Raw genomic sequence first — 26666 nt, forward strand, 5'->3', positions numbered from 1 at the left:
ATTTTTGCACCGATATAAGAAATAAAGCCGGAGCCGTTGGCAATTAAGTCAGATGGTAAGTTGTAAGTTAGGGCGAAAAAAAAGTAACATTTTTCGTTGGAGGAGAGATTTATCTATTGACACGGGGAGGCCTTATAGGTGGTTATTCGCAGGCTGAAGCCTGCGGCTACCACGACAGCAAGACGCCTGTCCTACTGTTACTGTCAGGTTTTCACTTTCGCTATTCACTATTCACTTTCTTAATTGCTAAAAATTCGTCCCCCCTGCCTTATTGGCGGCGGCGATAGCCTGATGGGCCATATTAATGGATTGGCCGAGCGTGTTCAGTACCTGTACCGGATTATGGAAACCCATACTGTTTTCTGCTGCAACGATATCCCAGTACCACTGCGCTTTCCGGACAAGCTCCCGCGCCTTATCCAGTTCCACCTTATTGGCCTTTCCGAGATTATTTACCTTTCCTATTACTTCATGCGCCTTTGCAACGGTCATGCCGGCAGTGTGTTGCAGTTGCCAGACATTGCCCTGAATGGTCTTCACACGGTCAAGAAACCATTCTTTTGTCTGAGCATGACAAGTTCCACATGACGCATCAATATGTTTCATGGGGCTTGTCAGCCAGTGTGACGAATACTTTTGACCATTCTCGCGCATGAAGGGCATATGACAATCTGCACAGGAAACCCCTGCCTTTCCGTGCGCTCCGTTACTCCACGTTTCAAAATCAGGGTGTTGCGCCTTGAGCATCTTTGCCTGCGAATCAGGATGTATCCAATCCTGGGCAAACCCATTAGGTGTTTGTGCGTAATAAGCATACATCTGCTCAGGGTGAAGTCCCTTATCCCATGGGAATATGACCCTTGTAGTCTCAGGCTCAAAATAATACTCCACATGGCATTGCGCACAGACATAGCTTCTCATCTCTTCACGGGATGCCTTTTTTACATCTATCCCCCGTCGCTGCATGGCCTCTGTAAAGGCAGGATTAATGACCCGAAGGTTCATTGTAGCCAGATCATGGCAGTTAGCACATACAATGGGATGCTTCATTCTGGGGAACAGTTCGGATAAAGGGGTTTTTGCATATCCCCACCCCTTCTCTTTATAGAAGTCGATAAGATATGCTGTTTTGCAGGTCATACATGCCCCGGGGCTCACCGGTGTGATCCTTTTTGTCTCCTTCAGGTCATCCAGGGCATAGGGATGTCCACGGTCTTCCGTATAATCCTTACTGAATGCCATGCCTTTAAAGTTCATCAGAATTTCGGGCTGTTTTATGGAGTGCTGGACCTTCAGGCTGCCCCCGAAACCCGTAGGAGAGGCTGACATATCAAGATTTTTCTGAAAGCTCTTATACTGGAGAGGGTAGGATTTTCCCCACACGGCAGGGTTGTATTCGTTTGCAGGTATGGGCGTAATTTTTACGGTAGAAGCAGGTTTTATTGCTATAGCTCTCGCTGCAACAAAAAGGACAGTTAGAAACACCACTACAACTAAAACCGTTAGAAACCTGGTCTTTCTATTCATACTTCAGTCCTCCTTTTAATATACCCTGGCCATGCACCAGATTGTGGTGACATTTTAAACAATTCTGGCCACCCTTGGACATGCGCGTGTTTTCAATGGTCGAGAAGTGGCAACGGAAACAATTGCCGTTCATAATATCCTTCCCTTTGGAAGAAAGTCTGATATGAGCAGGATAATTACGGATCACCTCATGCCAGAGGTCATTGAGGCCTGCACGGGTTTTATATGCGAGCTTTCCGGCAATATTTGTATCCGGCATATGACATTCGATACATGAAAATTGTTTGTGTCTTGATAACTTCCACTGGGTATATTCTTTTTCCATGCTATGGCAGGCTCCGCAGAACCGGGAAGCGCCGCCAAGCTGGTAACCGCCCGCCAGCAGAAGTATCAGAACCATACCGGCCGCTAAACCATACCAGAACTTACCCCCTCCAGGGTGTATGACAGGCCCCTGATTGAGGATTTCATCAATATCATATAATGGTTGCTTTTTAGAGAATTTCACTCAACGCTACTCTCTGTTTTTAACTACAAATTCCAATTGACCAATCTTCCAAATCACAAACAGTTTGGTTATTGTTATTTGGAATTTGGAATTTGCCTCTATTTCCCATCTATCTTTAATTTAAATGATGATTCCTTCTGGCTTTCTTCCTCTTTAGAGATACCTGCCATCTTGATCTTGAGCCTCAGATCGTTGGGGGCATCGGCATATGCTATTGCGTTATTGTAATCAATGATCCCTGTTTTATAAAGGTCAAGGATATGCTGGTCAAAGGTCTGCATCCCTTCGTTGTAAGACGCTGCCATGGTCTCCTTTAAAAGCCCTACATCACCTTTCAGGATAAGGTCCTTTATCCTTGCGCTGTCAAGCATGATTTCGATGGCAGCAACCCTCTTCCCTTCCACGGTAGGAATAAGCCTCTGGGATATAATAGCCCTGAGGTTAAGGGACAACTGCATGTATATCTGAAGGTGACGCTCTATGGGGAAGAAATTCAGAATCCTTTCAAGGGCCTGGTTTGCGTTATTCGCATGGAGTGTACCGAGGGCGAGATGCCCTGTTTCAGCAAAGGTAATGGCATCCTCCATCGTCTCGGTATCCCGTATCTCGCCGATAAGAATTACATCCGGCGCCTGCCTCAAGGTATTCTTCAGGGCAGCCGCAAATGAATGGGTATCAAACCCGACTTCCCTCTGCGTGATAACACTCTGTTTGTGATTATGGACATATTCTACCGGGTCTTCGATGGTTATTATATGTCCGCGCTGGTTTGCATTCCTATGGTCTATCATGGACGCCAGGGTTGTAGACTTGCCGCTCCCCGTTGCGCCAACAACAAGGATCAGCCCGTTTTTGCCCATCATGATACTCTTAAACACCTGGGGAAGCCCAACCTCGTCGATGCTTTTGATCACTGTATTGATCAGTCTGATGACCAATCCGGCGTACCCCCTCTGCCTGAAGATATTGACCCTGAACCTCCCCAGTTCCGGGTAATAGAGGGCAAGGTTCATTTCCAGCTCTTCAGCAAAGATTTTTCTCTGCTTTTCGTTCATTGTGCTGGCTGCAATTCGCTCGGTATCTTCAGCGGTCATGGGGGGTTCATCGTATGGCTGTGTAGCACCCTGAATGCGGAACATGGCCGGCATGCCGTTTGTTATGTAAATGTCCGATGCACCCTTCTCGCCCATATATTTTAAATAATCTAATAATTCTGCCATATTTCACCTCTGTTGAGCAGATTGCGGGAGCCAGAAGGCCACCTCATCCCTTGTCACAATGTTCTTCGCAAGTAATTCATTTACGGAGGATTCCATTGTCTGCATCCCGACACCTTTGCTTGTCTGCATAATCGATGGAATCTGTGCAATTTTAGCTTCTCTTATGAGGTTCCGGACAGCAGGCGTTCCAATCATGATCTCAAACGATGCTATCCTGCCCTTGCCATCTTTTCTCTTGAAAAGGGCCTGTGTGACAACTGCCTGTATGGACTCCGAAAACATAGCACGCACCTGCGCCTGCTGCGCTGCAGGGAAAACGTCTATAACCCTGTCCACAGTCTTGGGGGCTCCACTTGTATGCAATGTTCCGAAAACAAGGTGTCCTGTCTCTGCCGCTGTCAAGGCAAGGGAGATTGTTTCCAGATCCCTCATTTCACCCACGAGAATAATATCGGGGTCTTCACGGAGCGCACTTCTCAATGCATTGGAAAAACTCTTGGTATGAGGCCCAAGCTCCCTCTGGTTTACAAGACACTTTTTTGACTTATGGACAAACTCGATGGGGTCTTCGATGGTTAATATGTGTCCCATTTCTTCACTATTAATCAGATCAATGATTGCAGCAAGGGTTGTTGATTTTCCACTACCTGTAGGACCTGTGACAAGGACAAGCCCCTTTTCCAGGCCTGCTATATCCCTGAAGACCTTCGGCAGGTTCAACTCTTCAAAGCTAGGTATCTTGGTGGGAATTGTCCTGAAGACAGCAGCGTCACCCCTTTGCTGTTTAAAACAATTTACCCTGAATCGGGCAATATCACCCAGGGCAAAGGAAAAGTCCAGTTCGAGAAATTCTTCAAAGATTTTTCTCTGCTGATCATTTAAAATCTCATATATCATATTGTGCACATCATCCTTTTCAAGCGGCGGAACCTCAATTTTCCTCATTTCTCCATGTATTCTTACCATGGGAACCTCTCCGGCGCTGATATGAAGGTCAGATCCTTTGTTATCAACCATAAAAATAAGTAATTCCGATATATCCATAAAACCCTCCTTTTATAATGATTCCAGCTCTTTGAATGTTGGTAAATCTTCGATACCCTTGAGTCCGTATACTTCTAAAAATTTACCCGTTGTCCTGAATGTGATGGCTTTTCCAATCTCTTCATCCCTGCCTGCAATCTCGATTAATCTTTTACTGAGTAAATGTTTGATAACACGGGTAGAATCAACACCTCTTATGGCATCCACTTCCCTCTTTGTTACCGGCTGTTTGTAGGCAATCGCTGCAAGGGCCTCAAGCACTGATTTCGTTAACTCCACATCCTTTTCTTTCACGAATCTCTTTATCCACTCTTTATAATCGACCCTTGTTCTCATCTGAAAACCACCGGAAACCTGGACAATCTCCAATGCCCTCTCTGAATAATTGTACTCTTTTGTCAGTTCATTCAGGGCATCTTCCACGTCTTTTAATGAACATCCCTCGAGCTTTTTAAATAATCCTTTTGTTGTAACAGGTTTTGGTGATACGAAGAGAATTGCCTCTATAATCCGCTTGAGTTCCATTCTTTCAAAAACTCCGATACCATTGATACAATACCATTGACCTCTTCCTGATAGGCATACCAGCTAATATCTTTTTCCCTGGCAAACCATGTAAATTGTCTTTTTGCATAGTGTCTTGTATGCTTTTTTATATCTTGTACCATATCTTCACGGGTAATTTCACCTTTAATATACTGGAGTATTTCCCTGTACCCTATGCTTGAAAAGGGCTTCTCTTTTCCGTGATAGCCCATGGCAAGTATACTTTTTACCTCTTCAACCCACCCGGCAATGAACATATCCTCGACCCTTTTATTGATTCTTGAATAGAGCTCGTTCCGTTCCCTCCTGAGGCCAATTTTTAATGCACTGTAATGCGGTTCCCTGAAACCGTGGATTTTCCCCCATTCTGACATCTTCACACCTGTTGAGCGAAAAACCTCCATAGCCCTTACAACCCTTACCCTGTCACGAAAACTAATTCTCAAGGCATATTCAATGTCCACCTTCTTCAATTCTTCATAAAATTGTATCGGGTCGCATATATATTCTTCGGTGAGGGCCTTTCTCAGGCCGGTTTCTTTCGGTGCAAGGAATAAGCCATAAAGCAACACCCTGATATACAGGCCTGTACCTCCCACGACAATGGGCACCTTTCCCCTGTTCACAACATCTTTAATCGAAAAATCCGCCTTCTCTTTAAATATGGCAGCGTTAAACTCCTCATGGGGCTCCACGATATCAATGAGGTGGTGAGGAATTTCATCTGTCTGCCCATTATAGGGTTTGGCAGTCCCTATATTAAAGTGTTTATAGACCTGCATTGAGTCGGCATTGATAATCTCTCCACCAAAAGTTCTTGCAAGGTGCAGGGATAATTCGGACTTCCCGGTACAGGTAGGACCAAGTATAATGATTATTTTATTGAGATTATCCCTATTCATCTAAAATCCTAAACTTGCTTTGCTTTAACGATTTAAATTTTGAACATTTGTGCTTATTAAAGATAAATTCTCATAACTTAACATAATAAGTACCTGCTCTCAGCCTGAATTTATACCAGTATATCATTTGAGAACATCGGGAATATACAGTATAATATAATTTGCCATGTATTCAAGGGTTATCAAATTCGCCATTCTTTTAATCTTTCTGCCCGCTGTTTTTGGCGGTAGTTTCGGATACGGCCTTGTCAATTACCTTGAAATTCCCGATGTAAAACAACTCGAATCTTATAAACCCAAGTCGTCAACGAGGCTTTATGCAGATGACAACAACCTCTTCGCCGAGCTTTTTGTGGAAAAAAGGGTACCCATTCCGATCACGGAAATGCCAAATCACCTCAAATATGCATTTATAGCCATTGAAGACGTGAGGTTCTACAAACATTTCGGTATTGATATAAGAAGCATCGGGAGGGCCGCCTTCAAAAACATCGCCCGCCGGGGAATCACAGAGGGAGCATCCACCATAACGCAGCAGCTTGCCAGGAACCTCTTCCTAACCTCCAAAAAAAGCTTTAAAAGAAAAATCGAGGAAGCCGCTCTTGCGATTCAGATAGAGAGGGCTTATTCAAAGGACGAGATTCTCAACATGTATCTGAATCTCATTTATCTCGGCGAAGGCGCACATGGCGTTGAGGCGGCGAGCTATACCTATTTCCACAAAAAGGCAAACCAGTTAGCCGTTGAAGAATCGGCAACCCTGGCAGCCCTCACAAAATCCCCTTCAAGATTATCCCCCTTTAAAAATCCTTCAAGGGCTATTGAAAGAAGAAATATTGTACTGAGAAAAATGTACGATGCAGGATTCATTAATAAAAGCGCCTACATGCAGGCGATGAAGACCCCTATGACCCTCGCACCATTCAGGGGCTACGAGAAAAAAACCGGATATTTTATCGAGTATGTGAAACAGAATCTTGACGAATTTGTAGAAAATTCACAGGATATATATACCAAAGGACTCAATATAAAAACCACGGTAAACCTTAAAATGACAGAATATGGCTATGAGGCGATTGAAAAAGGGCTGCAGTCTTATAAGACAAGGCACCCCAATATAACTGCACTCCCTGAGGTTGCCCTCATAGCAATTGAGGTAAAGACAGGCAATATCAAGGTCATGATAGGCGGGAGAGATTTTACATCTTCGCCCTACAACAGGGCAGTTCAGGCAAAGAGACAGCCCGGTTCCGCCTTTAAACCCATTATTTATCTTACTGCATTGGAGAAAGGCCTTCGCCCTGACACCATCCTGAGGGATGCACCCGTATCTTTCACAAACCCATACACAAAAGTGGTGTGGCAACCAAAAAACTATAAAAATGAATATCATGGCGATGTAACTATGCGGAGGGCACTCGAACTGTCTCTGAACACCGCCAGTGTCCGGCTGCTTGAAAGGGTTGGGGTCGAAAACGTCATAGACATGGCAAAGAGGCTGAACATAAACAGCAACTTTGCGCCAAATCTCTCTTTGGCCCTGGGCACAACGGAAATAATCCCCTTAGACCTTGCATTTGCCTATGCAACCTTTGCAAGGGGTGGTATTTATATCTCCCCTTCGGCCATAAGAAATATTGCTACCACTGAAGGAGAAGAAATTTATACCGAAGAATCCCTTGAAGAAAGTGTAGTTTCCCCTGAGGCCGCCTATGCACTTGTTGATATAATGAAAGGTGTTGTAAAAAGAGGTACTGCACGGGGCGCAGCGTCTATGCCCTATTATCTTGCAGGGAAAACAGGCACCACCGACGACTTTAAAGATGCATGGTTCGTCGGCTTTTCGCCAAACCTTCTTTGCCTTGTCTGGGTTGGATATGACAAAGGGACCCACCTGGGCAACAAGGAGTCAGGGGGGGCAGCAGCATTACCTATATGGATTGATTTCATGGCAAAGGCACTGCCCATGTACCCGAATGATGACTTTGCACAACCGGAAAAACCAGCCTCCGAGCAACAACCTGTGGATAAGGAGCAACTATAATCAGCCTTCAGAAGGCTAAACTCTGAACCACATCGTGCACCAGCTCGATCACCGTTATTTCCGGCGGCGCGAGGAAGCGCATCGGCGGACCCCATGTCCCTACTCCGCTGCTTGTGTAAAGATACGATTTATCACTTATCTTGTGGAATCCGGTATAGAGCGGGAAAAAGATTTTTACAACATACCGGAATGGAAATACCTGCCCCTTATGCGTGTGGCCTGAAAGCTGAAGGTCAAAAAAGTCCACAGCGCCTTGGTCAACAACAGGTCTGTGTTTGAGTAAAATGGTAAATTTCTCCTGTGGAAGGCTTAAAAGCAATGCCCTTTCGTAAATCAAGTTATTTTTATAGTTAACCCCTGCTGCGTCATCAACGCCTGCAATATTGATAATATCTCCAACGTTAACCCCCCTGCCCCTCAAAACCTCAAACCCTGCCTGTTCTATGAAATCAATGGAAGCGTCAATCCCGGCATAGTATTCATGATTACCTGTTATGGCAAATTTGCCGTAGGTCGGATTGATTCGTTTTAACGGCTCAATAGATGTTTTTAATTTGTTAAAGCGCCCGTCAATAAGATCACCTGTTGAGACAAGAATATCAGGTTTAATATCCCTGATTTTGTCTGCGATCTGTTCCATCCTTTTCTTCCCTATAATAAGACCGGTGTGGACATCGGAAACCTGAACAATTCTGAGTGTACCCACTTTTTCATGGATCTTCGGGGTTTTGATAGTTATTTTTTCAATCCTTATTTGCGTCGCCTCATAAAACCCGTATGGCGTAATCAATGAAGCGCATACAAACGGAATGACAAAAAAGTATCTGTCGGCATGTATAAACCTTGAAACGTCTGTTTTTGATATTAAACCCACTAAATATACGCACAACCTCAGAAAATCGATGCAGATAGATACGGAAAAGAACAGAAACAGTACCACCATCCACGTGTACCCGATGTAAGCCATGAAACGTGCAAAATTATCATGACCGGTCTTTTCCATCAGGCGTACCGCAACAGGGGCAAAAACCATCATGAGCATAAAAATGGTGATACAAATGCCGGCAATTTTGCCAGGTGGATAGGCGTGTTTTAATTTCAGAAATATATAAAAATGAAGTGTGCTATAAAGTAAGAAAAAGCTAACGAGGAAAAAATTCATTTCTTTGAGAATTGTTTATGTTACGCCTGCAATACCTCCATAAGTTTTATCTCAAAAACAAGGTCTTTACCGGCAAGAGGATGGTTCAAATCAAGTGTGATACCTTCATCACCTATGTCTGTAACGGTAACATTAGTAATACTGCCTTCAGGCGAGCGCATCTGTAACACCATCCCTATCTCTAAATCGATATTCTCAGGTTTACGGGACTTATCAATAACACCAACAAGATCATCCCTGTAAGGGCCGTAGGCATCGTCCGATGTCATTGAAACCATCCCGGAGTCCCCTTCACTCATACCGATTATTCCTTTCTCAAACCCAGGTATGACCATTCCTTGTCCAATTGTAAACTCGAAGGGTTCTCTCTCAAGCGAGGAGTCAAAAACGGTACCATCACTTAATGTTCCAGAATAGTGAACTTTTACTTTATCATGCATATTTGCCTGTACCATTTTTTATCCCCTTGTAAAACAAGTTACAAATGATGCTTTTTACGTAATATTGTTATATGCAAACACAGAAATGCGAAACACCCTGTTCTGAATATGTCTGCTTGTTAATAGGATATATCTGTTTGTTAACGGGATTATATTAATATCTTCGAGGGCCGCCTCTTCCTTTTTGCCTGTCCCTTGTCGGGCGGGCTTCGTCGACAGTTATGGTACGCCCCATGAACTGGGTGCCATTCAAGTCTTTCTTCACCTTCTCGGCTTCCATTTGCGTCGCCATCTCAACAAATCCAAAACCTTTGCCCTCGATGATCCGTATATCTCTCACTTCTCCAAACTGTCCAAATAACTCTTTCAATTGTTCGCTGCTTACCGAATAGCTAAGGTTTCCTACATAAAGTTTGCTGCCTTCCATTCTATCTCCTCCTTGTTTTTTTCTTCATGCTTCTTTTGGAGATAGAGGCAATGAACCGCATATGCTCCATACTGAAACATTTAATGTATGTAAAAATCATTGAACCAATTGAGCCAATGAAGTATCATAAATTAAATATTGAAAAAAAGAAAGTATTTTAACTATAATCTTTTAGTAACTTTTGCAATATTAATTTATTATGTGTTACAATTGAAAGTCGTGTTCTCAATTTATCTACCTTTTGCTAACGGACGATCAAGCAAAGCGCAGAAAGGCTCGAGGCCACAAATAAACAAATCGATACAAGATTTGCAAAAAAGAGAAAAAAATTATGACGATAGAACATAAATTGCCTTCACTGAAAATAAAAGGGATAACCATAAAATTCCCTATCATTCAGGGTGGGATGGGGGTTGGCGTATCCCTCTCGCCTCTCGCCAGTGCCGTTGCAAAAGAGGGAGGGGTTGGAATTGTGTCGAGCGCCGCCCTCGACAGGCTTGTTACAAAAAGGACCGGCAAACCGCACAATACATATGAGGCAACACGTGAAGAAATATCTCTCGCAAAGGCCAAAGGAGGCATTGCAGGCATAAACATCATGGTTGCCCTCGGTAGAGATTATGATGATTCCGTAAAGGGTGCAATTGATGCAGGCGCAGATGTTATCATTTCCGGCGGAGGTCTCCCCCTGGGTCTTCCAGGCGTCAAAAAACCAGGAGATACCGCCCTGATCCCCATCATCTCTTCAGCACGCGCCCTCGAGCTCATCTGTAGGAAGTGGGAAAGACTGGGCTATCGGCCCGATGCAGTTGTGCTCGAAGGACCCCTTGCAGGTGGCCATTTAGGGTTTAAGTTCGAGGATATAGGTCTCGAATCAAACAGGCTTGAAAACCTTTTCCCTCCTGTAAAAGAGGTATCTTTGCAGCATGGCGGGTTTCCCGTTATCGTGGCAGGCGGTATTTATACCCACGATGATATTCTGAAGTTCCTTCAGATGGGGGCAGACGGGGTACAAATGGGAACGAGATTTCTCGTTACCGAAGAAAGCAGCGCAACACCCGCATACAAACAGGCTGTTATCGATGCTAAAAAAGAAGACATTCTGGTTGCGCACAGACCCGGCTCACCATGCGGATTGCCTTTTATGGTCCTGAAACAGTCCCCCATGTTTGCCTCAGCCCTTGAAAGAAAGAGAAAACCGCAGTGCGATAAAGGGTATGTACTCACCAAAAACGGGGACGGCCAATACATGCGCTGCATTGCAAAAAACGACAATGAAGCTTCATTCTGCATCTGTAACGGTCTCTTGAGCTCCGCGGGCTACAATCCTCAAGACGAAGAACCGCTTTATACAGTAGGCGTAAACGGCTATAGACTTGATAAGATTGTAAGCGCCAAAGAGTTAATGGATGAACTGACAGGTAAAACGCAATAACGTCAGGCGATAGTCTTTAATGCCAGCCTAAATTGTTTCCTCCACTTGCAATACAAATGTTTTCAGCCCAATCTTCGGATGCTCTTTTCTTATCATGTTCATTGTTTCCCGTATGAGTGGCATGGCATCATCTTCCACCACAATCGCAAAAACATTGTAAGACCTTTCAAGGGCAATCCGGTAAAGGTCGCTAAGGGTATATTCTGCGGCAAAAACATGCATGGCTACGCACATGCTGAGCAAATAAGCAAATAAGCAGATGCTGAAAATCATTTGCAAGACGCCACTTGGTCCCGTCTTAACGAGACTCCTCCTAAGAAACTCTCCGCCGGTTGTCATTTCGGGTTTATTTTCATCATTTAACTACCTGCCTTTTAAGGAGTCCTCCAAGCATAAGCCTGCAGCATTCTTTGGGCGAAAAAAGATTGTCGGGATCAACAACGATGGATAAAATAAATCCCCTCAGGGTTCCCATTATGATCTTTGTCACTTCTTTTGCATTGCATTCCGTGAAGACCCCTGATTGTATCCCTCGCGCAACGATGCCCTCTATGATGCCCCTCTGTTCTTTAAAAAATTCCCTTTTTATATCAATCGCAAAGGTAAATCCGTGCTCCCTGCCCTGGGTAAGTATGAGTTCCTTGTGGGTTTTTGCATACTCGAGATACATCATGATAAACGATGAGATTGCCTTGACAGGATCTTCAATTTCGCTGATTGATGTTTTTATCTGAGCAGAAAAATCATCAAACCTTTCTTTTATAAGGGTCAGATAAAGTTCTTCTTTGTTTGTGAAATAAAGGTAAACACCACCGATACTGATCCGGGCAGTAGAAGCAATCATCCTCATGCTGGCCCCTTTATAACCGTATTCAGAAAATACTTTAAGGGCAGCGGTTAAGATTCTCTTTTTTGAATTAATTCCTGAACGTTTGTTCATATGAATGGTTGTTCAGTCTATAAGAACCGGGGGAACATGTCAATAATTTATTTTCTTGTACTCCTGATGCTGGATACTGGATGCCGGTTCAAAAGGGGTCAAGTGAAATTCACTCGAACCCTTGGACCCTCGAATCCCTGAACCCATTATCGGCTTACAACTAACGGCTGATTTCGCTATAAACCAAAGAGCATGGCGATCCGGTATGCTATCATCCCTCCGCAATAAGAGATAAGCAGCATTGCAATGAAAGATGCAGAAAACCACTTCCAGCTTCCCATCTCCTGTTTCATGACAACAATTGTCGGCAAACAGGGTATGAAGAGCATTAAAGAAACCAGGAAAGAAAGCGCTGAGGCATGGCTTATGAGATTTGGCAAAACAGCCCTCAATCCATACTCCCCTGCATTATAGAGTACGCCGAGTGTGGCAATGGCATTCTCTTTGGCAATAGTGCTCGATAACAGCGCCACCAGCATCTTCCAATCAAGACCAAGGGGGCGGCCTATCGGCTCAATAAATTGCCCGACCCAGCCAAGTATGCTGTTCTCAATCCTTCCTCCGGGAACATTGGACAAAACCCATATCACTATAGAAAATACGAGGATCACCGTCCCCGCCTTTTTAATAAATGAAACTGTTCTGCTCCATATGGCGAAAACAATAGTTTTAATATCAGGCTTATGATAAAGGGGCAGCTCCATAATAAAAGGGATCGGCTCGTATTTGAGCATAAACCTGTTGACAAACATGCCTGCAATCCCTAAAGCAATCAAATTTGAGGCAACAAGAGCCCATGAGACGATCATCGCCTTTTCCCCGAATATCGCAGCAGTGATAAACGTCAGGACAGCGAGCCTCGCCGTACAAGGCACAAAGGGCGTGAGGAATATGGTCAGGAGTCTTGCCTTTTTTGACTCAACAATTCTTGTGCCAAGAATGGACGGCACGTTGCATCCAAAACCAAGACACATGGGCATGAAACTCTTCCCGTGAAGCCCTATGATATGCATAAACCTGTCCATGACAAAGGCAGCTCTTGCCATGTAACCCACGTCTTCAAGAAAGGCCATTGCAGCAAAAAATATGATAAGGAGCGGAACAAATGTGAGTACTGATCCCACACCCCCTATAATTCCATTTACGATAATCCCTTTTATCCAGAATGGCGCATGAGACAACCAGATTTCCATTGATTGTCCGAAAGAACGCATCACAGATTCAAGCAACTTCTGTACCGGAAATCCGATCGTGAAGGTCAGGGTAAAGACAAATCCAAGGATTCCCAGAAGGACCGGAATACCGATAATGGGTCTGGTAAGCACATGGTCGATCCGGTCGGTTATAAGCACCTGGCCCATTTTAAATCGCGAGATTGTGGCACGCGTAACCCTCTCGATCCAGTCATAGCGACCGCCCACAACAGCACGGAGGGCGTCTTCATGCTTCACAAGCAGGGCAAGGACTTCGTTCCAGGCACTGACAGGCATGATTTGACGCATTTCCGCAGTAACTTCGGCGTCTCCTTCCATAAGCTTTATCACAGTCCACATCTCCTGGTGTGGCGGAGGAACATGTTCATTTACGAGATCAACCAGCTTATTGAATATCTCCTGATGATCCTCAGTCACTCGCGGCATCTTTGGGTTGTATATGAACTTGCCTTTTGCAAGGTCTATAACTGTTGTGAGAAGCTCTTTTATGCCCCTGTTTTTTGTAGCAACCATGGGAACAACCGGTACATTAAGAGACTTCCGGAGGGCTTCAACGTCGATATGGATTCCCTGAGACTCTGCCACATCAATCATATTCACACCCACAACCACAGGAGGCCCAAGGATGAGCAATTCTGAAAGCAGGTAAAGGTTCCGCTCAAGCGCTGAAGCATTGACAATCATGATGATCGCATCAGGGTGCTCATGTATAATGAAATCCCTTGCAACCCTTTCTTCCTCTGAAAAAGCGCTGAGGCTGTATGTCCCCGGGAGATCAACAATCTTAATGTCATAATCTTCCAGGACATGGGCCCCTTCTTTTTTCTCAACGGTCTTCCCTGGCCAATTTCCCACATGTTGTGAAAGTCCTGTAAGAACATTGAAAACTGTCGATTTTCCAACGTTTGGTTGTCCGGCAAGGGCAACGAGGAGTGTCTTTCTTGCCCTTACTTTTTCTGCTTCTTCGTCCGGGGTTTGCATTTTTGCAACGAGGATTTTGTGCGCCTCACCCCTTCCAAGGGCAATGCGCGTATCAGAGGCAAAAACAATAATTAAACCACTGATGTTTCTCAGGACCTTAATCTTGATACCGGGAACAATCCCCATCCCTGCAAGTCTGCTTGAAAAACCTTCCCCTCCGGCAAGTGAGTAAACTATGCCCTCTTCACCCTCATCAAGCGACGTTATAGGTAACAGATCGTCATTCACACATTCATTCCCTGTACACTTTCTGCATTTAATCTAATTATTACTATGCCCGCCGGTCAATGTCAATGAAAGGAATACCGTGGAGTAGATTCCATAGTTAAAAGGGGTGGTCTGTGTCTTAAAATTATTTCTCAGGTCTGTATACGGGTATCACATAAGGGCCTTCGGGAATAACGGCCACACGGGTATCTTTTTTTGCTTTGATCATTCTCTCGATGGTCTCCTTTAGTGATTTTACAATGGCAACGCCTGTCAAAGATTGCTCTTCCTTTGAAAGGCATCCGCTGTACAGGTGTATCGTCCCCAGTTTCATTGCCTTTATCTGCATGACCGATTCCCACTCATCGATACCGGCATACTGCTTTTGAGCAGTTTCTTCGATGAATCTGTCAGCCCCCATAGTGATCAGTCTGGCCTGTGAATCGGCATATTCCGGGGCGCCCAGCCCCTCTGAACATTCTGAGACAACAAAAAGATCTCCTCCCGGCTCCAGTATGTCGGCAACTCCCACCATCCCCTTTATGGTCTGGTAATAGTTCCTGTCCAGCGGATAACCTGCGGCGCTGGTAATGATTGTTTTGTATTTTCGTGGAACAGGGATTTCAAAATACGGCCGCGCAAAGGAAACGGCAGCAAGATGACTCTCTTCAATTCCACCAAAATTAACAAAGGAAATGTTACGGTCTTCATCGATAACCGTATTTATCGCGAGGCTTCCGCCAACCATCCCTACTGCTGCCATCTGTTCCTCATGGAGGGGATTGCCTTCTATTACACAGTTAGCAACCTTGTCATGGTCCAACATCTTTGTGGAGTGCAGCACCCTGATGGTATCCTGATGGGCAACTCCAGGTACAATAAGCTTCCTCCCGCCTGAATATCCGGCCATAAAATGAGGTTCAACGAGGCCGATTGCAATCCGCAATCCGGCATGTACAAATCGACGGTCAAGTCTCACCGGCATCCCTCGCGGAGTGGTCCCCAGAAAAACATGGTCTTCGTCGTTTCTGGCAAAGTGATTGGCCACTTTCACGGTTTGCAGCACCCAATCGTTTCCGATTAGTTCACGGAGTTCCTCTCCTTCATTGGGCCGGTGGAGGCCCGTTGCAACAAGTACTGTTATCGAGCCGGGATGCGCACCTGCATTGATCAATTCTTCAATGAGTACGGGCAATACGATTGAATTGGGAACAGGTCTGGTGATATCGCACATGAGGATGCAAATGCTTTTACTCTCTTGTGCATGCTCTCTCAAAGGTTTGCAACCCACAGGATGGAAAAGGGCAGACCGCACTGCCTCTGCGGAGTTACTGAAAACCGGCATTTCTTTCTTGCGTATTATGTCAATTTTACTATTATCAGGAAGGTCTATAGGCAATCCATTTTTGCCGTACCTCATAAGTATGCGCATATTTTACCCTAATCTTGAATCTTTAATGAAATTACATACCGAGATAGGCCTGCCGCACGAGATCAGACTTTATCAATTCTTCTCCCTTGCCTTCGAGCACAAGGCGGCCTGTTTGAAAAACATAAGCCCGGTGAGAAATCTGAAGCGCATCAAAAACATTCTGCTCCACAAGCAACACCGTAACGCCTTTCTCACTTATCTCCCGCACAATAGTAAAGATTTCCGAGACAAGCTTAGGCATGAGCCCAAGGGTAGGTTCATCAAGCATCAGGAGGGATGGGTGAGACATCAAACCTCTGGCAATGGCCAATTGCTGCTGCTCCCCGCCACTGAATGTATCTGCGCGCTGGTTTTTCCTTTCTCGTAAAATGGGAAAGATATTAAATACGTCTTCCAGGGCATCTTTCACTTCATCCTTAGAATCAAGGGCATAGGCACCTAACAAAAGATTGTCCAAAACAGATAACCTGCCAAAAAGCCTTCTCCCTTCAGGAATCATGGAGATCTTTTTCTTTACGATTTCATATGGGGGGGTTTGACTGATAGGGGTACCATCCAGGAGGATCTCACCCTTTTGCGGATGTATAAGACCGGATATTGTCTTTAGGATGGTCGACTTTCCGGCCCCATTGGAACCTATAAGGCTGACCACCTCTCCCTTGTCAACATGAAAGGAAACATCCTGTAATGCCAGAAGACCCTTGTATCCGACTGAAATATTATTGACTGATAACATCCCACTTCTCCCCTAAATAAGCTTGAATAACGTCTTTATGTGAAACAACCTCTTTCGGCGACCCTTCCATAATCTTCTTCCCCGAGTTCAAGACAATAACGCGATCCGATAACTCCATGACGGCCTCCATGACATGTTCCACGACAACAAGAGTAACCCCGTTCTTTCTGATATTTTTCAGCAAATCTATTATCCCTCTTAGTTCTACAATCGTTAACCCCGCCATTGATTCATCGAGCATCAGCAGCTTTGGTTGGGTAGCCAGGGCCATGGATACTTCAAGCCTCTTTTTGTCTGCAACAGTAAGTTCTGTTCCCAGAAAATTTTTCTTTTCTGTAAGGCCGGTAAATGCAAGCACCTCTTCTGCCTTCTCAATTGCATGGTTAATTCTGGTAAAGTGGAGCAATGCACCGGTCATCACATTTTCCAGAACAGTCATGTCGCTTATTACCTGTACCACCTGAAAGGTTCTTGCAATCCCTATTTTACAGATCTTATCGGCCTTGCAATGGGTTATATCTTTACCGTAAAAAAAGATTTTTCCACTGTTCGCGGGATAAAAACCGGTTATGCAGTTGAAAATCGTGGATTTTCCGGCCCCATTCGGCCCTATAACGCTGACAATCTCCCCTTCTTCTACGGTAAAGTCAATGTTGTCATTTGCATAAAGACCGCCAAAATGTTTTGTAACACCTTTTACCTCTAAACAGGAAGCCTTCTTCATTTTGCCCTCTTACCCATATTAGTAAAAAATCCCCATACACCCTTTGGCAGATACATTGAAATTAAGGTAATCAAGAATCCGTAAATAAGCATATCAACACCGGTACCCTTATGTCCCAGCCAGATCCTCGTAAACTCGGACAGAGGCACTAAGATGAGCGCCCCGACGACGGGCCCCATGATTGAGCCTGCGCCTCCAAGCATGGAGATCAGAACGAGCTGAACCGATATCGCTAAAAGCATGACGCTTTCCGGGTCTATGTAAAGAACATACTGTGCGTAAAAGCTGCCTGCCATGGCCGTTAAAAAGGCGCTGATCATAATGGCTATCAGACGGTACCAGACAACATTGATACCGAGGACTTTGGCCACGTCGTGACTCTCTTTGATAGCACGAAAATAATACCCCATCTTGGATGTGCTGATAAGATAACAAACAATGAGTGCAATGATCAGGAAAGCGAGTATGATGTAGTAATAGGGCAGCTTTGATGAGTGAAACATGAAATCTTTGAAGCCTCCATCCAGCATGGGCAGGGATAGACCTTCTGCAGCGCCGATAAGTTTCCAGTTATTAAAAAGAATCCGAACAATTTCACCGAAGGCGATCGTTGCAATAGCAAAATAATGACCCCTTAAATCGGAACAGGGATATCCAATAGCTGCAGCAACGAAGGCAGCAACCAACCCGCCGGCGATCATTCCTATCCATGGGTTCACCTGGTAGGAGATGAGAAGAAAAGATGAAGTATATGCCCCTATGCCGAAAAAGGCCGCCTGTCCGAAAGAAAACATCCCTGCATACCCGCCCATGATATTCCAGGCAACCGCCATCATGGCAAACATGAAGAACAAGATCACCACATGCTGCACAGCAGTATTGGTAATAACAAGAGGGAAGATGATTGCAAGGATTAAAGCGATACCGATATAAGAAAACTGTTTAGTCATAACATTTTGCATATCTTACCACCCTAAGAGACCTTGAGGCCTTATCCAGACCGTAATGAGATAGATCATGAACACAATTGCATACTTATATGCGGGATCAAAAAAGAAACCACCCAGAGTTTGAACGAGTCCAACCAGTATACCTGCTATAAAGGCCCCCTCAATACTGCCGAAACCGCCAAGCGCTACAATAGAAAAGGCTATTAACCCGAAAAGACCCCCAACCTGGGGGTAAATATAATAATAGGTAGATAAGAAACCTCCTGCAATGCCAACGAGAGCTGCACCTATGCCAAAGGATAGCGAATTAATTCGCTCTGTATTAATACCCATGAGAAGTGCAGCTTCCCGATCCATTTCTGTAGCCAGGATTGCCTTTCCCGTTTTTGTCTTTTTCAGGAAGAGAAAAACAAAGAGGGACGTAACGATGCTTCCGATGGATGCTACTGTTTTCGGAATACTGAGCAGGACACCGCCGATATCCCACGTTCCGCTAAGGAGCGGTTTTGCAATAAGCCGGAAGTCGGGGGTCCAGAAATATACTGCCAGGTTGGAGATAAAGATGCTGAGCCCGAAGGTGACCACCAACTGGGCCAGCATCGGTCCTGACATGACCTTGCTCACAATGAAGCGGTAGATGAGCAGCCCCATGACAAAGAGGAGGAGGGTGCAGATGGGAATGGAAAACAGCGGGTCTATACCATAGAGAGTGTAAAGCCAGAATGATGTAAACATGCCAACCATCAAAAAATCGCCATGGGCAAAATTGACGATATTCATTACACCCCATATGAGGGTCAGGCCTATGGCGATAAGGGCATACATGAAACCGATTAAAAGACCGTTCACAATCTGTTGCATTAGCTGTTCAGGCACTGTCTTTATCCTCCTGCTTTAACGTTCTTTTTTGCTTACTTTCTCCCCTTCCATGGAGGGAACGGCCAGACCACTTCTGCCGGTGCTGCATCGAAAGGCCACACTGTGACATACTTTTCATTCTGTATCTGAACGAGTGTTCCGGTAGCATATATGTTCTGATGTGATTTCGGATCGAATTTTATCCCTTTCCACGGGTAAATCATCTGATTACCGGGGATATCAGTTGTAAGGAGTGCCTTTACGATGTCTTCACTCTTTGTGGATTTTGCCCTGTTCATCGCATCGGCAAGCACAAAAGGTGCGGCAAAACTACGGGCTGCATTCTCACTCATCTCGACGCCGTATTTCTTCTTGAAAAGTTCGCCAACCTGACCGATAAGGGGTTTCTTTTTTGCAAGGTCCAGTGCGAAGGTCGATCTGATAACGATATAGTTCCCGTCTGATCTCACCGCCGGGAGATAGCCCGGCTCAATGTAGCCGGCAAAGGTAGTAATCCCCATTGGTGTAAAATTCAATTCTTTAAAGGTTTTTGTAAAAAGAATGGCATCTGTGATGTATGATGCATGCATCAAGATATCCGGTTTTGCCTTTATAAGTGTCCCGACTTCGCTTGTAACATCCGTTGCATTGGCAGCATAAGATACATCCGCTACGACTTTATAACCGAATTCCTTGGCATACTGGGCAGCATATTTCCCCACATTGGCACCGAATTCGGTGTTTTCATACAGAAGGGCAACGGAGTTGATCTTTTTCCCGGTTTTCTTTTCTACGTCTTTGAGAAACTGGAACTGATCTTTGGCAAAGATCGCATCGTGGGGGCTTACCCTGAAGAAGTATTTGAATCCCCTTTCCGTTAATGTTGGAGAGGATGAATCAGAGCATACATATGGAATTTTCAACCTTTCCGTTGTCTGGCTTGCTGTCTTGGTAACAGAGCTCTGGTAGGCCCCTATTATTGCCACTACCTTTTCCTGTGTGATAAGTCTCTCAGTTTCCGACATGCCATTTTTAGGCTCCCCTTTGGTGTCGGCAAAAACCAGTTCGATCTTCGCTCCGCCCAAGTTGGGGATTCCTTCTGTCTTTGCAAGCGGAAGATTGAGGTTGTACTTACCGTTAATAATGTCAACGGCCAATTCCGCCCCGCGTCTGCAGTCAAGACCCGTGGATGCGATGTTGCCGGTCAGGGGATAAACGGCCCCGATCTTGATGGTCTTTGGCTGCTGTGCAAAAACAGAAACCGTCAGAAACAACACCACAAATAAAGATACACACATTATCGATACCCACTTTGTTCTCATCTTACCCTCCTCGGTAATATTATTTTTGTGTTGCCATTTTATTGTTTTTCCCTCTTTTCCCCTCAATGGGCGCTACATTTTGTTTCCAGGATTCGATCACTTCGGTGATGTGCTGCGTCATGATCGATGCTGCCAAATCGGGGTCTCCTTTCTTCATGGCATCGAAGATCTCTCTGTGGCGCAACGAAGAGGTTTTAATGACATTGGGGAGCCGGTTTATCGTGGTTAACTGATAACGAAGAAGTTCCTTAATATTCTCCAGTATCTTTAATAAAATACGGTTACCGGCAGCCTTCCCTATGGAAAGATGGAACTCATAATCCATGTCGCTGAATGCCGCAAAATCCCCGCCTTTAATACTCTTTTCCATCTGTCGAAGAAGGCTCTCAATATAATCCAGGCCTTCAGAATCTATGTTCCGGGCAGCCATCATTGCGGTGTTTGATTCGATAACCTTCCGTGCTTCGAGCAGTTCTTCCATGACAGGCGTGCCTTCCGTTAAAAATATACCCCTGCCGTGGCTGATCTCGACAAGACCGATGGAGGCTAAATTTTGTAAGGCTTCCCGCGCTGAGATAACGCTGGTGCCTGTTTGCTTCGCAAGATTTTCTGTGGAAGGCAATTTGTCGCCGGGCATGATTTCGCCCTTCATTATCAAGTCCAGGAGGTTTTTTATTACTACATCACTTGATCTTGTAGTCTTCATATGATATCATATATAATGATATAATGATTATATATGTCAAGAAAAATTTTATAATTTATCTGCCTCATCCTTAACCTCCATCTAACATACTTGAATCACAACATTATCTTGAAAAAAAGATTAAAGTTAGCTATAGTCACAATAAAATAAAGTTTGGAGACATAATGCCAGATATTATAAGGCCCGACCCGGATGCCCTTCTTAAAGAAATACAACGCGAGGGAACCAAAAGGGGAAGATTGAAAATTTTTCTGGGTTATGCGCCCGGCGTCGGGAAAACCTATACTATGCTTCAGGAAGCCCATGTCCTGAAAAAACGTGGCGAGGATGTGGTAGTTGGCATTGTGGAAACGCATAAACGTTTAGAAACTGTAGCCCTGCTTGAAGACCTCGAGATTATTCCGAGACAGCGCGTGGAATATGAAAACATTGTTCTTGAGGAGATGGATATAAATGCTGTTCTTTCGCGACGACCTTCCGTTATCCTCATTGACGAACTGGCGCACACAAATGCCCCTGATAGCCGTCACCCCAAACGATATCAGGATGTTGAGGAACTGCTTGATAGTGGAATTGATGTGTATACCACGGTGAATATACAACATGTTGAAAGCCAGATGGACGTGGTAGCAAAAATCACAGGTGTCAGGGTACAGGAAACAATCCCCGATAGTCTTTTGGATATGGCCGACGAAGTTCAGGTTATTGATATCCCTCTGGAAGAGCTCTTCCAGAGGTTAAAGGAAGGTAAAGTATATATCCCTGAAAAGGCAAAGCAGGCCATGCAGAGCTTTTTCCAGCGTGGTAATCTCGTTGCATTACGCGAGCTCACCCTCACGCTTGTTGCCCGAAAGATGGATACAGAACTTTTAAACTACATGAAGGCAAAGGCCATATCAGGACCATGGCCGGCAGGAGAAAGGGTAATGGTATGCATAGCGCCCAATCCCTATGCACCACAATTGCTCCGCCGTGCGTATAAAATCGCAAAAGATGCTCATGCGGAATGGTATGCAGTCTATGTTTCAGCTCCTACCCTGAAAGACCTTTCGGACATAGAGAAAGGTCACCTGACTGCAGCATTGAACCTGGCGGAAGAGCTTGGCGGGAAGGTTCTAACCCTTATGGGCACAAACATTGGAGAAGAAATCCTTCGTTTTGCCCGTGAAAACAATGTTACCAGAATTGTTATCGGCAAACCTCAGCGACCAACATTGTTCAGATTCCTGAAAAGCTCGCCGGTCAATTGTTTGTTGCACGCTCAGGCAGATTTTGATCTGCAGCTTGTAACCCCTTCAAGAGAAAAAAAGGATAGCGAAGAAAAACCGGCTTCACAAAAATTTACGTTTTCTCCAAGGGACTATGGAATGGCTCTTGCCATGGTTGCCGCTGTCACGGTCCTGAACTTCCTTTTAGAGGAATTTATTCATCCGAGATCGCTCGTTTTCATCTATCTCATAGCAACTATTGCCAGCGCCCTTTTTTTTGGAACAATTCCTTCCATATTCGCATCGGTCATAAGTCTGCTCGCTTTTGATTTTTTCCTTGTCGAACCCCGCTTCAGCTTTACGATGAACCACACATACGATATTGTGAACACCATCATGTTTCTCTTTACGTCAATAGTTGTGGGACAACTTGTGAAGACAACGAAGCAGCAAAACCTTGCACTGCACCTCCGGCTTCAACGGGTTTCGCTCATCGAAGAGATGAGCAAGGAATTCTTGATGCTTCCCCCTGTTGAGCAACTGGTCGGGGGATTCATCCAGCACCCTGATGAATGGAAGGGAATTATGCCTCTGCTGCGCACAACGGTACTTGATGATATCAGCCAGATTATGACTAAGTACATAGCAAACATTATCGATGTGCCATCTTTTATACTTTTCAAAGGGAATAGCGGAAGACTCCAAATATGGGCACGGAGCAAACCGGAAACAAACCTCGATACCCATGAGATGGCCGTCGCCGAATGGACCTATGACCATGGAGACACAGCAGGAGCAGGCACACAAACGCTTTCAAATGTGAAGGTCTTTTTCATGCCCATGAAAGCCCTCGAAGAAACCGTGGGGGTCATCGGTATTCAATATGAATTCAGAAACCTCCTGCTCGACCAGCGTCGTCTCCTGAACGCCATATCTAACCTGTCATCCCTCGCTGTAGCCAGGTGGGTAAGCGCCGGATCGTAATATCAAGGGAATATCGACGCGATAATTCACATCTTCAACCTCGATCCAGAATATTTGATAGCAAATGCCGGATACTCGACACCGAATTATTTTCCTATCACCATGACAGCGCATTTCGCCTTCTTTATCACCTTTCCTGCCATACCCTCCCTAAGAAAGGGCAACGACTTCGTTGTGTCTTGTGAGGCAATGACAATCAAATCAATCTCTCTTTCTGCCTGCATCTTCAGAATTTCTTCATAATGGACCCCCTTCCTGATGTCCGGGATAATTTCCACCGATTCTGCGTCAGGGAATTTATCAATCTGTGCTTGCGTTCTTTCTTTTTCATCTGTAGTCTGCCGAGCCTTTGTAACGTATAAAAGATAGATGCTGGAGCTCTGTTGTTTTGCAATCTCTAACGCTGCCCGCAATGCCATGTCGGAATATTCTGAAAAATCCGTTGGAACAAGAATTTTCTTTAAACCGTTTTTATTAATTGCCCCGCTGGTCCATACCCCGTTGCTTGCCGCGGGGTAGTTCGTTTCTGGTTTAACAAGTTCATTCTGCATATTCATCTTTTTTCATCCCCTTTTGTTAGGTTTCGATTCTCCTGACTGGATCCGCCGCCGGCTTAGTTCATCGAGGGCGAGATTGAGCCGAAGCACATTGATTCTCTTCTCGCCGAGGAAACCAAAAAGTGGCATTTCAATGAACCTTTCCACCAGAACCTGCACATCCGGTTCAGGCACCCCCCGGGCCTTTGCCACGCGTTTGACCTGTATCATTGCCGCCTCAACGCTGATATGAGGGTCAAGCCCGCTTGCCGAGGCAAGAACCAGATCAGCCGGAACAGATGCCGTGCGCTCAAGTCCGTTATCCTTCCGAACCGTCTCAACGCGCCTGCCAACTTCTTCAAGGAATTTTGCATTGGATGGCCCGAAATTACTGCCGCCGGAGTTGCCGGCATCATACGCCTTTTCGATGGCCGATGGTCTCCCACGAAAATAGCGGGGACTTGAAAAATTTTGTCCTATTATTGCTGAGCCAATGATTGTGTCACCCGTCATCAAAAGGCTTCCCCGCGCCTGACGCGGGAACCCCGCTTTTGCCAGGCCGGTAACAACGAGTGGATACAGTGCTCCTGTTAAAAGTGACATGACGATCAAGACAAGCAGAGAACGTACCAGTTCTTTCATTTTTTCCTCCTAAGAAAACCGAAAAAACACAATCACAAGGTCGATCAATTTGATCCCGATAAATGGCAAAATCAGCCCGCCGATACCGTAGATCACAAGGTTTCGTCCCAGAAGCGCCATGGCGGTCATGGGACGATATTTGATACCCTTCAGCGACAGCGGGATGAGAAGCGGGATGATGATGGCGTTGAATATTATTGCCGAAAGGATGGCGCTTTGAGGCGTAGCGAGCCGCATTATGTTCAAAATACCTAACACTGGAAAGAATGGTACAAAGATGGCAGGGATAATGGCAAAATACTTCGCCACGTCGTTGGCAACGCTGAACGTAGTTAGGGCGCCGCGGGTCATGAGAATCTGTTTCCCGATCTCAACAATATCGAGAAGCTTTGTGGGATTTGAATCGAGATCCACCATATTTGCCGCCTCCCGGGATGCCTGAGTCCCTGCGTTCATTGCGACAGCAACATCTGCCTGTGCCAAGGCCGGTGCATCGTTTGTCCCGTCGCCGATCATCGCAACTAAGTTACCTTCTGCCTGGTATTTTCGTATGAGCTTCAGTTTTTCTTCAGGGCGTGCCTGGGCGACAAAGTCATCTATCCCTGCCTCTGCAGCGATAGCGGCAGCAGTGAGGGGATTGTCGCCAGTTATCATGATGGAGCGTATCCCCAGGAGGTGCAGTTGGTTCAGCCGCTCCTTTATGCCTTCTTTGAGGACATCTTTCAGGTAAACAACTCCAAGGGCCCTGCCGGAATCTGCGACAACAAGGGGAGTTCCTCCCTCCCGTCCAACCCTGTCAACGGCCATAGATACGCTCTCATGCATTATTCCCCCGCTCTCCTGGACAAATTTTGCAACGGCATCTGAGGCGCCTTTGCGGATTTCCCGCCCATCCAACGAAATGCCGCTCATGCGAAGTTCAGGGGTGAAGGGGACAAACCTGGCTTCAAGTGAAGGCTTGATATCACGTCCATGTATGTCCAGGCGAGACTTGGCCAGTGCAACGATGCTCCTACCTTCAGGTGTCTCGTCTGCAAGTGATGCAAGGAGTGCCGCCTGTATGAGTTCTTCATCTTTGACCCCGGAAGCTGGGATAAACTCCGTTGCCATACGGTTACCCAATGTGATTGTGCCGGTCTTGTCGAGCAACACTATGTTCACATCGCCCGCTGCTTCAACAGCCCTGCCGCTCAAGGCAATGACATTGCGCTGGATCAGCCGGTCCATTCCTGCAATGCCGATGGCAGGCAGCAGCCCTCCGATGGTAGTGGGGATAAGGCAGACGAGCAGGGCAACCAGTACGGGAATTGTGATGGTTACGCTCGTATAGGCCGCAAATGGCGCCAATGTACCAACAACGACGATAAAAAGCACAGTCAGTCCCACGAGGAGTATCTCCAGCGCCCGCTCATTCGGCGTTTTCTGGCGTTTTGCGCTTTCCACCATGGAGATCATATGATCAAGAAAGGTTTCCCCTGGATTGGCGGTGATGCGAACTACGATGTGTCCGGAGAGAACACGGGTACCGCCTGTAACGCCTGTGCGATCGCCCTTGGCTTCGCGGATCACAGGAGCTGATTCGCCGGTTACGGCAGACTCGTCTACCAGGGCCACACCTTCAGTGATTTCACCGTCACCGGGTATGGGATCACTATCATCAACTACTATCATGTCATCTTTGCGCAGAGCAAGCGCTGGGATGGTTTCGGTCCGCCCGTCGGGGGTGAGCCGCTTTGCATATGCCTCGCTCTGGGCCCGCCGCAGCGTTTCAGCCTGTGCCTTACCGCGACCCTCGGCAAGGGCCTCGGCAAAATTGGCGAAGAGTACGGTAAACCAGAGCCAGACGCTGATATGGGCATTGAACAGAAAGGGTCCGCCGTATATGAGATTGCTGATGGATATCCATGTTGTGATGACTGAAACGATTTCCACTACGAACATGACGGGATTGTGCCAGAGGAGCCGGGGGTC

General features: G+C 45.7%; 25 protein-coding genes. 3 read left to right on the plus strand and 22 right to left on the minus strand.

The features are described 5' to 3' along the window. Nucleotides 1-246: 246 nt before the first annotated feature. The 6 genes from NTX75_16255 to miaA all read right to left on the minus strand — a co-directional run bounded on the left by NTX75_16255 (nucleotide 247) and on the right by miaA (nucleotide 5747). Complete coding sequence (locus tag NTX75_16255; protein MCX5817766.1) at nucleotides 247-1527, minus strand: ammonia-forming cytochrome c nitrite reductase subunit c552; 1281 nt, start codon at nucleotides 1525-1527, stop codon at nucleotides 247-249. Further along, complete coding sequence (locus NTX75_16260) at nucleotides 1520-2035, minus strand: NapC/NirT family cytochrome c (protein ID MCX5817767.1); 516 nt, start codon at nucleotides 2033-2035, stop codon at nucleotides 1520-1522. Before NTX75_16260 ends, NTX75_16255 begins: the two co-directional genes overlap by 8 nt. Before the next feature lie 98 nt (nucleotides 2036-2133). Further along, nucleotides 2134-3255, minus strand: coding sequence for a PilT/PilU family type 4a pilus ATPase (locus NTX75_16265; protein ID MCX5817768.1), 1122 nt, complete (start codon nucleotides 3253-3255; stop codon nucleotides 2134-2136). Nucleotides 3256-3258: 3 nt separating this feature from the next. Then, nucleotides 3259-4299, minus strand: coding sequence for a type IV pilus twitching motility protein PilT (locus NTX75_16270; protein ID MCX5817769.1), 1041 nt, complete (start codon nucleotides 4297-4299; stop codon nucleotides 3259-3261). Nucleotides 4300-4311: 12 nt separating this feature from the next. After that, nucleotides 4312-4824 carry an SMC-Scp complex subunit ScpB gene (gene scpB / locus NTX75_16275; GenBank protein MCX5817770.1) on the minus strand — a complete coding sequence of 171 codons (513 nt, stop codon included), beginning with the start codon at nucleotides 4822-4824 and terminating at the stop codon, nucleotides 4312-4314. Next, nucleotides 4803-5747, minus strand: a complete 945-nt coding sequence (gene miaA, locus NTX75_16280) for a tRNA (adenosine(37)-N6)-dimethylallyltransferase MiaA (protein MCX5817771.1) — start codon at nucleotides 5745-5747, stop codon at nucleotides 4803-4805. Before miaA ends, scpB begins: the two co-directional genes overlap by 22 nt. Nucleotides 5748-5913: 166 nt before the next feature. Between miaA and NTX75_16285 the strand changes: the two genes are divergently transcribed. Next, entirely contained in the window at nucleotides 5914-7791 is a 1878-nt protein-coding gene (locus NTX75_16285) for a PBP1A family penicillin-binding protein (GenBank protein MCX5817772.1), read from the plus strand. A 7-nt stretch (nucleotides 7792-7798) separates the two neighbouring features. On the opposite strand, the gene NTX75_16290 is transcribed toward NTX75_16285, so the two are convergent. The 3 genes from NTX75_16290 to NTX75_16300 all read right to left on the minus strand — a co-directional run bounded on the left by NTX75_16290 (nucleotide 7799) and on the right by NTX75_16300 (nucleotide 9820). Next, nucleotides 7799-8794, minus strand: coding sequence for a metallophosphoesterase (locus NTX75_16290; GenBank protein MCX5817773.1), 996 nt, complete (start codon nucleotides 8792-8794; stop codon nucleotides 7799-7801). A 179-nt stretch (nucleotides 8795-8973) separates the two neighbouring features. Beyond that, entirely contained in the window at nucleotides 8974-9408 is a 435-nt protein-coding gene (locus tag NTX75_16295) for a peptidylprolyl isomerase (GenBank protein MCX5817774.1), read from the minus strand. A gap of 139 nt (nucleotides 9409-9547) precedes the next feature. Continuing rightward, nucleotides 9548-9820 (minus strand): RNA-binding protein, encoded by a 273-nt coding sequence (locus NTX75_16300; protein MCX5817775.1) that lies wholly within the window; start codon nucleotides 9818-9820, stop codon nucleotides 9548-9550. 331 nt (nucleotides 9821-10151) lie between these two features. Here NTX75_16300 and NTX75_16305 point away from each other — a divergent pair, with 331 nt between their 5' ends. Then, entirely contained in the window at nucleotides 10152-11255 is a 1104-nt protein-coding gene (locus NTX75_16305) for a nitronate monooxygenase (protein MCX5817776.1), read from the plus strand. 27 nt (nucleotides 11256-11282) lie between these two features. Here the strand turns inward: NTX75_16305 and NTX75_16310 are convergent, their stop codons facing one another. The 10 genes from NTX75_16310 to NTX75_16355 form a co-directional block, all read right to left on the minus strand. Beyond that, a complete protein-coding gene (locus NTX75_16310; GenBank protein ID MCX5817777.1) occupies nucleotides 11283-11594 on the minus strand; it encodes a hypothetical protein in 312 nt (103 codons plus the stop codon). A gap of 16 nt (nucleotides 11595-11610) precedes the next feature. Continuing rightward, a complete protein-coding gene (locus NTX75_16315; GenBank protein MCX5817778.1) occupies nucleotides 11611-12195 on the minus strand; it encodes a TetR/AcrR family transcriptional regulator in 585 nt (194 codons plus the stop codon). 176 nt (nucleotides 12196-12371) lie between these two features. Next, the gene (feoB, locus tag NTX75_16320; GenBank protein MCX5817779.1) at nucleotides 12372-14618 is read right to left on the minus strand and encodes a ferrous iron transport protein B; all 2247 of its coding nucleotides are present in this window, start codon (nucleotides 14616-14618) and stop codon (nucleotides 12372-12374) included. 124 nt (nucleotides 14619-14742) lie between these two features. After that, a complete protein-coding gene (gene larA, locus NTX75_16325; protein ID MCX5817780.1) occupies nucleotides 14743-16029 on the minus strand; it encodes a nickel-dependent lactate racemase in 1287 nt (428 codons plus the stop codon). Between the two features lie 31 nt (nucleotides 16030-16060). Further along, on the minus strand, nucleotides 16061-16765 hold the full coding sequence (locus NTX75_16330) for an ABC transporter ATP-binding protein (GenBank protein MCX5817781.1): 705 nt from the start codon (nucleotides 16763-16765) through the stop codon (nucleotides 16061-16063). Beyond that, the gene (locus NTX75_16335) at nucleotides 16749-17489 is read right to left on the minus strand and encodes an ABC transporter ATP-binding protein (protein MCX5817782.1); all 741 of its coding nucleotides are present in this window, start codon (nucleotides 17487-17489) and stop codon (nucleotides 16749-16751) included. Before NTX75_16335 ends, NTX75_16330 begins: the two co-directional genes overlap by 17 nt. Further along, nucleotides 17486-18451 (minus strand): branched-chain amino acid ABC transporter permease, encoded by a 966-nt coding sequence (locus tag NTX75_16340; protein MCX5817783.1) that lies wholly within the window; start codon nucleotides 18449-18451, stop codon nucleotides 17486-17488. Before NTX75_16340 ends, NTX75_16335 begins: the two co-directional genes overlap by 4 nt. Before the next feature lie 3 nt (nucleotides 18452-18454). Continuing rightward, on the minus strand, nucleotides 18455-19315 hold the full coding sequence (locus NTX75_16345) for a branched-chain amino acid ABC transporter permease (protein ID MCX5817784.1): 861 nt from the start codon (nucleotides 19313-19315) through the stop codon (nucleotides 18455-18457). Between the two features lie 35 nt (nucleotides 19316-19350). Further along, nucleotides 19351-20619, minus strand: a complete 1269-nt coding sequence (locus NTX75_16350; protein MCX5817785.1) for an ABC transporter substrate-binding protein — start codon at nucleotides 20617-20619, stop codon at nucleotides 19351-19353. 19 nt (nucleotides 20620-20638) lie between these two features. Then, nucleotides 20639-21325 (minus strand): FadR/GntR family transcriptional regulator, encoded by a 687-nt coding sequence (locus tag NTX75_16355; GenBank protein ID MCX5817786.1) that lies wholly within the window; start codon nucleotides 21323-21325, stop codon nucleotides 20639-20641. Nucleotides 21326-21489: 164 nt separating this feature from the next. Here NTX75_16355 and NTX75_16360 point away from each other — a divergent pair, with 164 nt between their 5' ends. Next, nucleotides 21490-23517, plus strand: coding sequence for a DUF4118 domain-containing protein (locus NTX75_16360; GenBank protein ID MCX5817787.1), 2028 nt, complete (start codon nucleotides 21490-21492; stop codon nucleotides 23515-23517). 86 nt (nucleotides 23518-23603) lie between these two features. Here the strand turns inward: NTX75_16360 and NTX75_16365 are convergent, their stop codons facing one another. The 3 genes from NTX75_16365 to kdpB all read right to left on the minus strand — a co-directional run. Continuing rightward, nucleotides 23604-24074: a universal stress protein gene (locus tag NTX75_16365; GenBank protein ID MCX5817788.1), complete on the minus strand. Its 471-nt coding sequence runs from the start codon at nucleotides 24072-24074 to the stop codon at nucleotides 23604-23606. Between the two features lie 6 nt (nucleotides 24075-24080). Continuing rightward, the gene (gene kdpC / locus NTX75_16370) at nucleotides 24081-24695 is read right to left on the minus strand and encodes a potassium-transporting ATPase subunit KdpC (GenBank protein MCX5817789.1); all 615 of its coding nucleotides are present in this window, start codon (nucleotides 24693-24695) and stop codon (nucleotides 24081-24083) included. Nucleotides 24696-24704: 9 nt separating this feature from the next. Continuing rightward, a partial coding sequence (kdpB, locus tag NTX75_16375) for a potassium-transporting ATPase subunit KdpB (GenBank protein ID MCX5817790.1) occupies nucleotides 24705-26666 on the minus strand: 1962 nt, incomplete at its 5' end.

The organism is Pseudomonadota bacterium, from assembly GCA_026388315.1.
GTDB lineage: Bacteria > Desulfobacterota > Syntrophorhabdia > Syntrophorhabdales > Syntrophorhabdaceae > MWEV01.

Bases quoted from the DNA above. Each gene is read 5' to 3' on its own strand.
- NTX75_16255 (MCX5817766.1), bottom strand. From the start codon at position 1,527: ATGAATAGAAAGACCAGGTTTCTAACGGTTTTAGTTGTAGTGGTGTTT.
- NTX75_16265 (MCX5817768.1), bottom strand. From the start codon at position 3,255: ATGGCAGAATTATTAGATTATTTAAAATATATGGGCGAGAAGGGTGCA.
- NTX75_16270 (MCX5817769.1), bottom strand. From the start codon at position 4,299: ATGGATATATCGGAATTACTTATTTTTATGGTTGATAACAAAGGATCT.
- scpB (MCX5817770.1), bottom strand. From the start codon at position 4,824: ATGGAACTCAAGCGGATTATAGAGGCAATTCTCTTCGTATCACCAAAA.
- miaA (MCX5817771.1), bottom strand. From the start codon at position 5,747: ATGAATAGGGATAATCTCAATAAAATAATCATTATACTTGGTCCTACC.
- NTX75_16285 (MCX5817772.1), top strand. From the start codon at position 5,914: ATGTATTCAAGGGTTATCAAATTCGCCATTCTTTTAATCTTTCTGCCC.
- NTX75_16290 (MCX5817773.1), bottom strand. From the start codon at position 8,794: ATGGAAAAGACCGGTCATGATAATTTTGCACGTTTCATGGCTTACATC.
- NTX75_16295 (MCX5817774.1), bottom strand. From the start codon at position 9,408: ATGGTACAGGCAAATATGCATGATAAAGTAAAAGTTCACTATTCTGGA.
- NTX75_16300 (MCX5817775.1), bottom strand. From the start codon at position 9,820: ATGGAAGGCAGCAAACTTTATGTAGGAAACCTTAGCTATTCGGTAAGC.
- NTX75_16305 (MCX5817776.1), top strand. From the start codon at position 10,152: ATGACGATAGAACATAAATTGCCTTCACTGAAAATAAAAGGGATAACC.
- NTX75_16310 (MCX5817777.1), bottom strand. From the start codon at position 11,594: ATGACAACCGGCGGAGAGTTTCTTAGGAGGAGTCTCGTTAAGACGGGA.
- NTX75_16315 (MCX5817778.1), bottom strand. From the start codon at position 12,195: ATGAACAAACGTTCAGGAATTAATTCAAAAAAGAGAATCTTAACCGCT.
- larA (MCX5817780.1), bottom strand. From the start codon at position 16,029: ATGCGCATACTTATGAGGTACGGCAAAAATGGATTGCCTATAGACCTT.
- NTX75_16330 (MCX5817781.1), bottom strand. From the start codon at position 16,765: ATGTTATCAGTCAATAATATTTCAGTCGGATACAAGGGTCTTCTGGCA.
- NTX75_16335 (MCX5817782.1), bottom strand. From the start codon at position 17,489: ATGAAGAAGGCTTCCTGTTTAGAGGTAAAAGGTGTTACAAAACATTTT.
- NTX75_16340 (MCX5817783.1), bottom strand. From the start codon at position 18,451: ATGCAAAATGTTATGACTAAACAGTTTTCTTATATCGGTATCGCTTTA.
- NTX75_16350 (MCX5817785.1), bottom strand. From the start codon at position 20,619: ATGAGAACAAAGTGGGTATCGATAATGTGTGTATCTTTATTTGTGGTG.
- NTX75_16355 (MCX5817786.1), bottom strand. From the start codon at position 21,325: ATGAAGACTACAAGATCAAGTGATGTAGTAATAAAAAACCTCCTGGAC.
- NTX75_16360 (MCX5817787.1), top strand. From the start codon at position 21,490: ATGCCAGATATTATAAGGCCCGACCCGGATGCCCTTCTTAAAGAAATA.
- NTX75_16365 (MCX5817788.1), bottom strand. From the start codon at position 24,074: ATGAATATGCAGAATGAACTTGTTAAACCAGAAACGAACTACCCCGCG.
- kdpC (MCX5817789.1), bottom strand. From the start codon at position 24,695: ATGAAAGAACTGGTACGTTCTCTGCTTGTCTTGATCGTCATGTCACTT.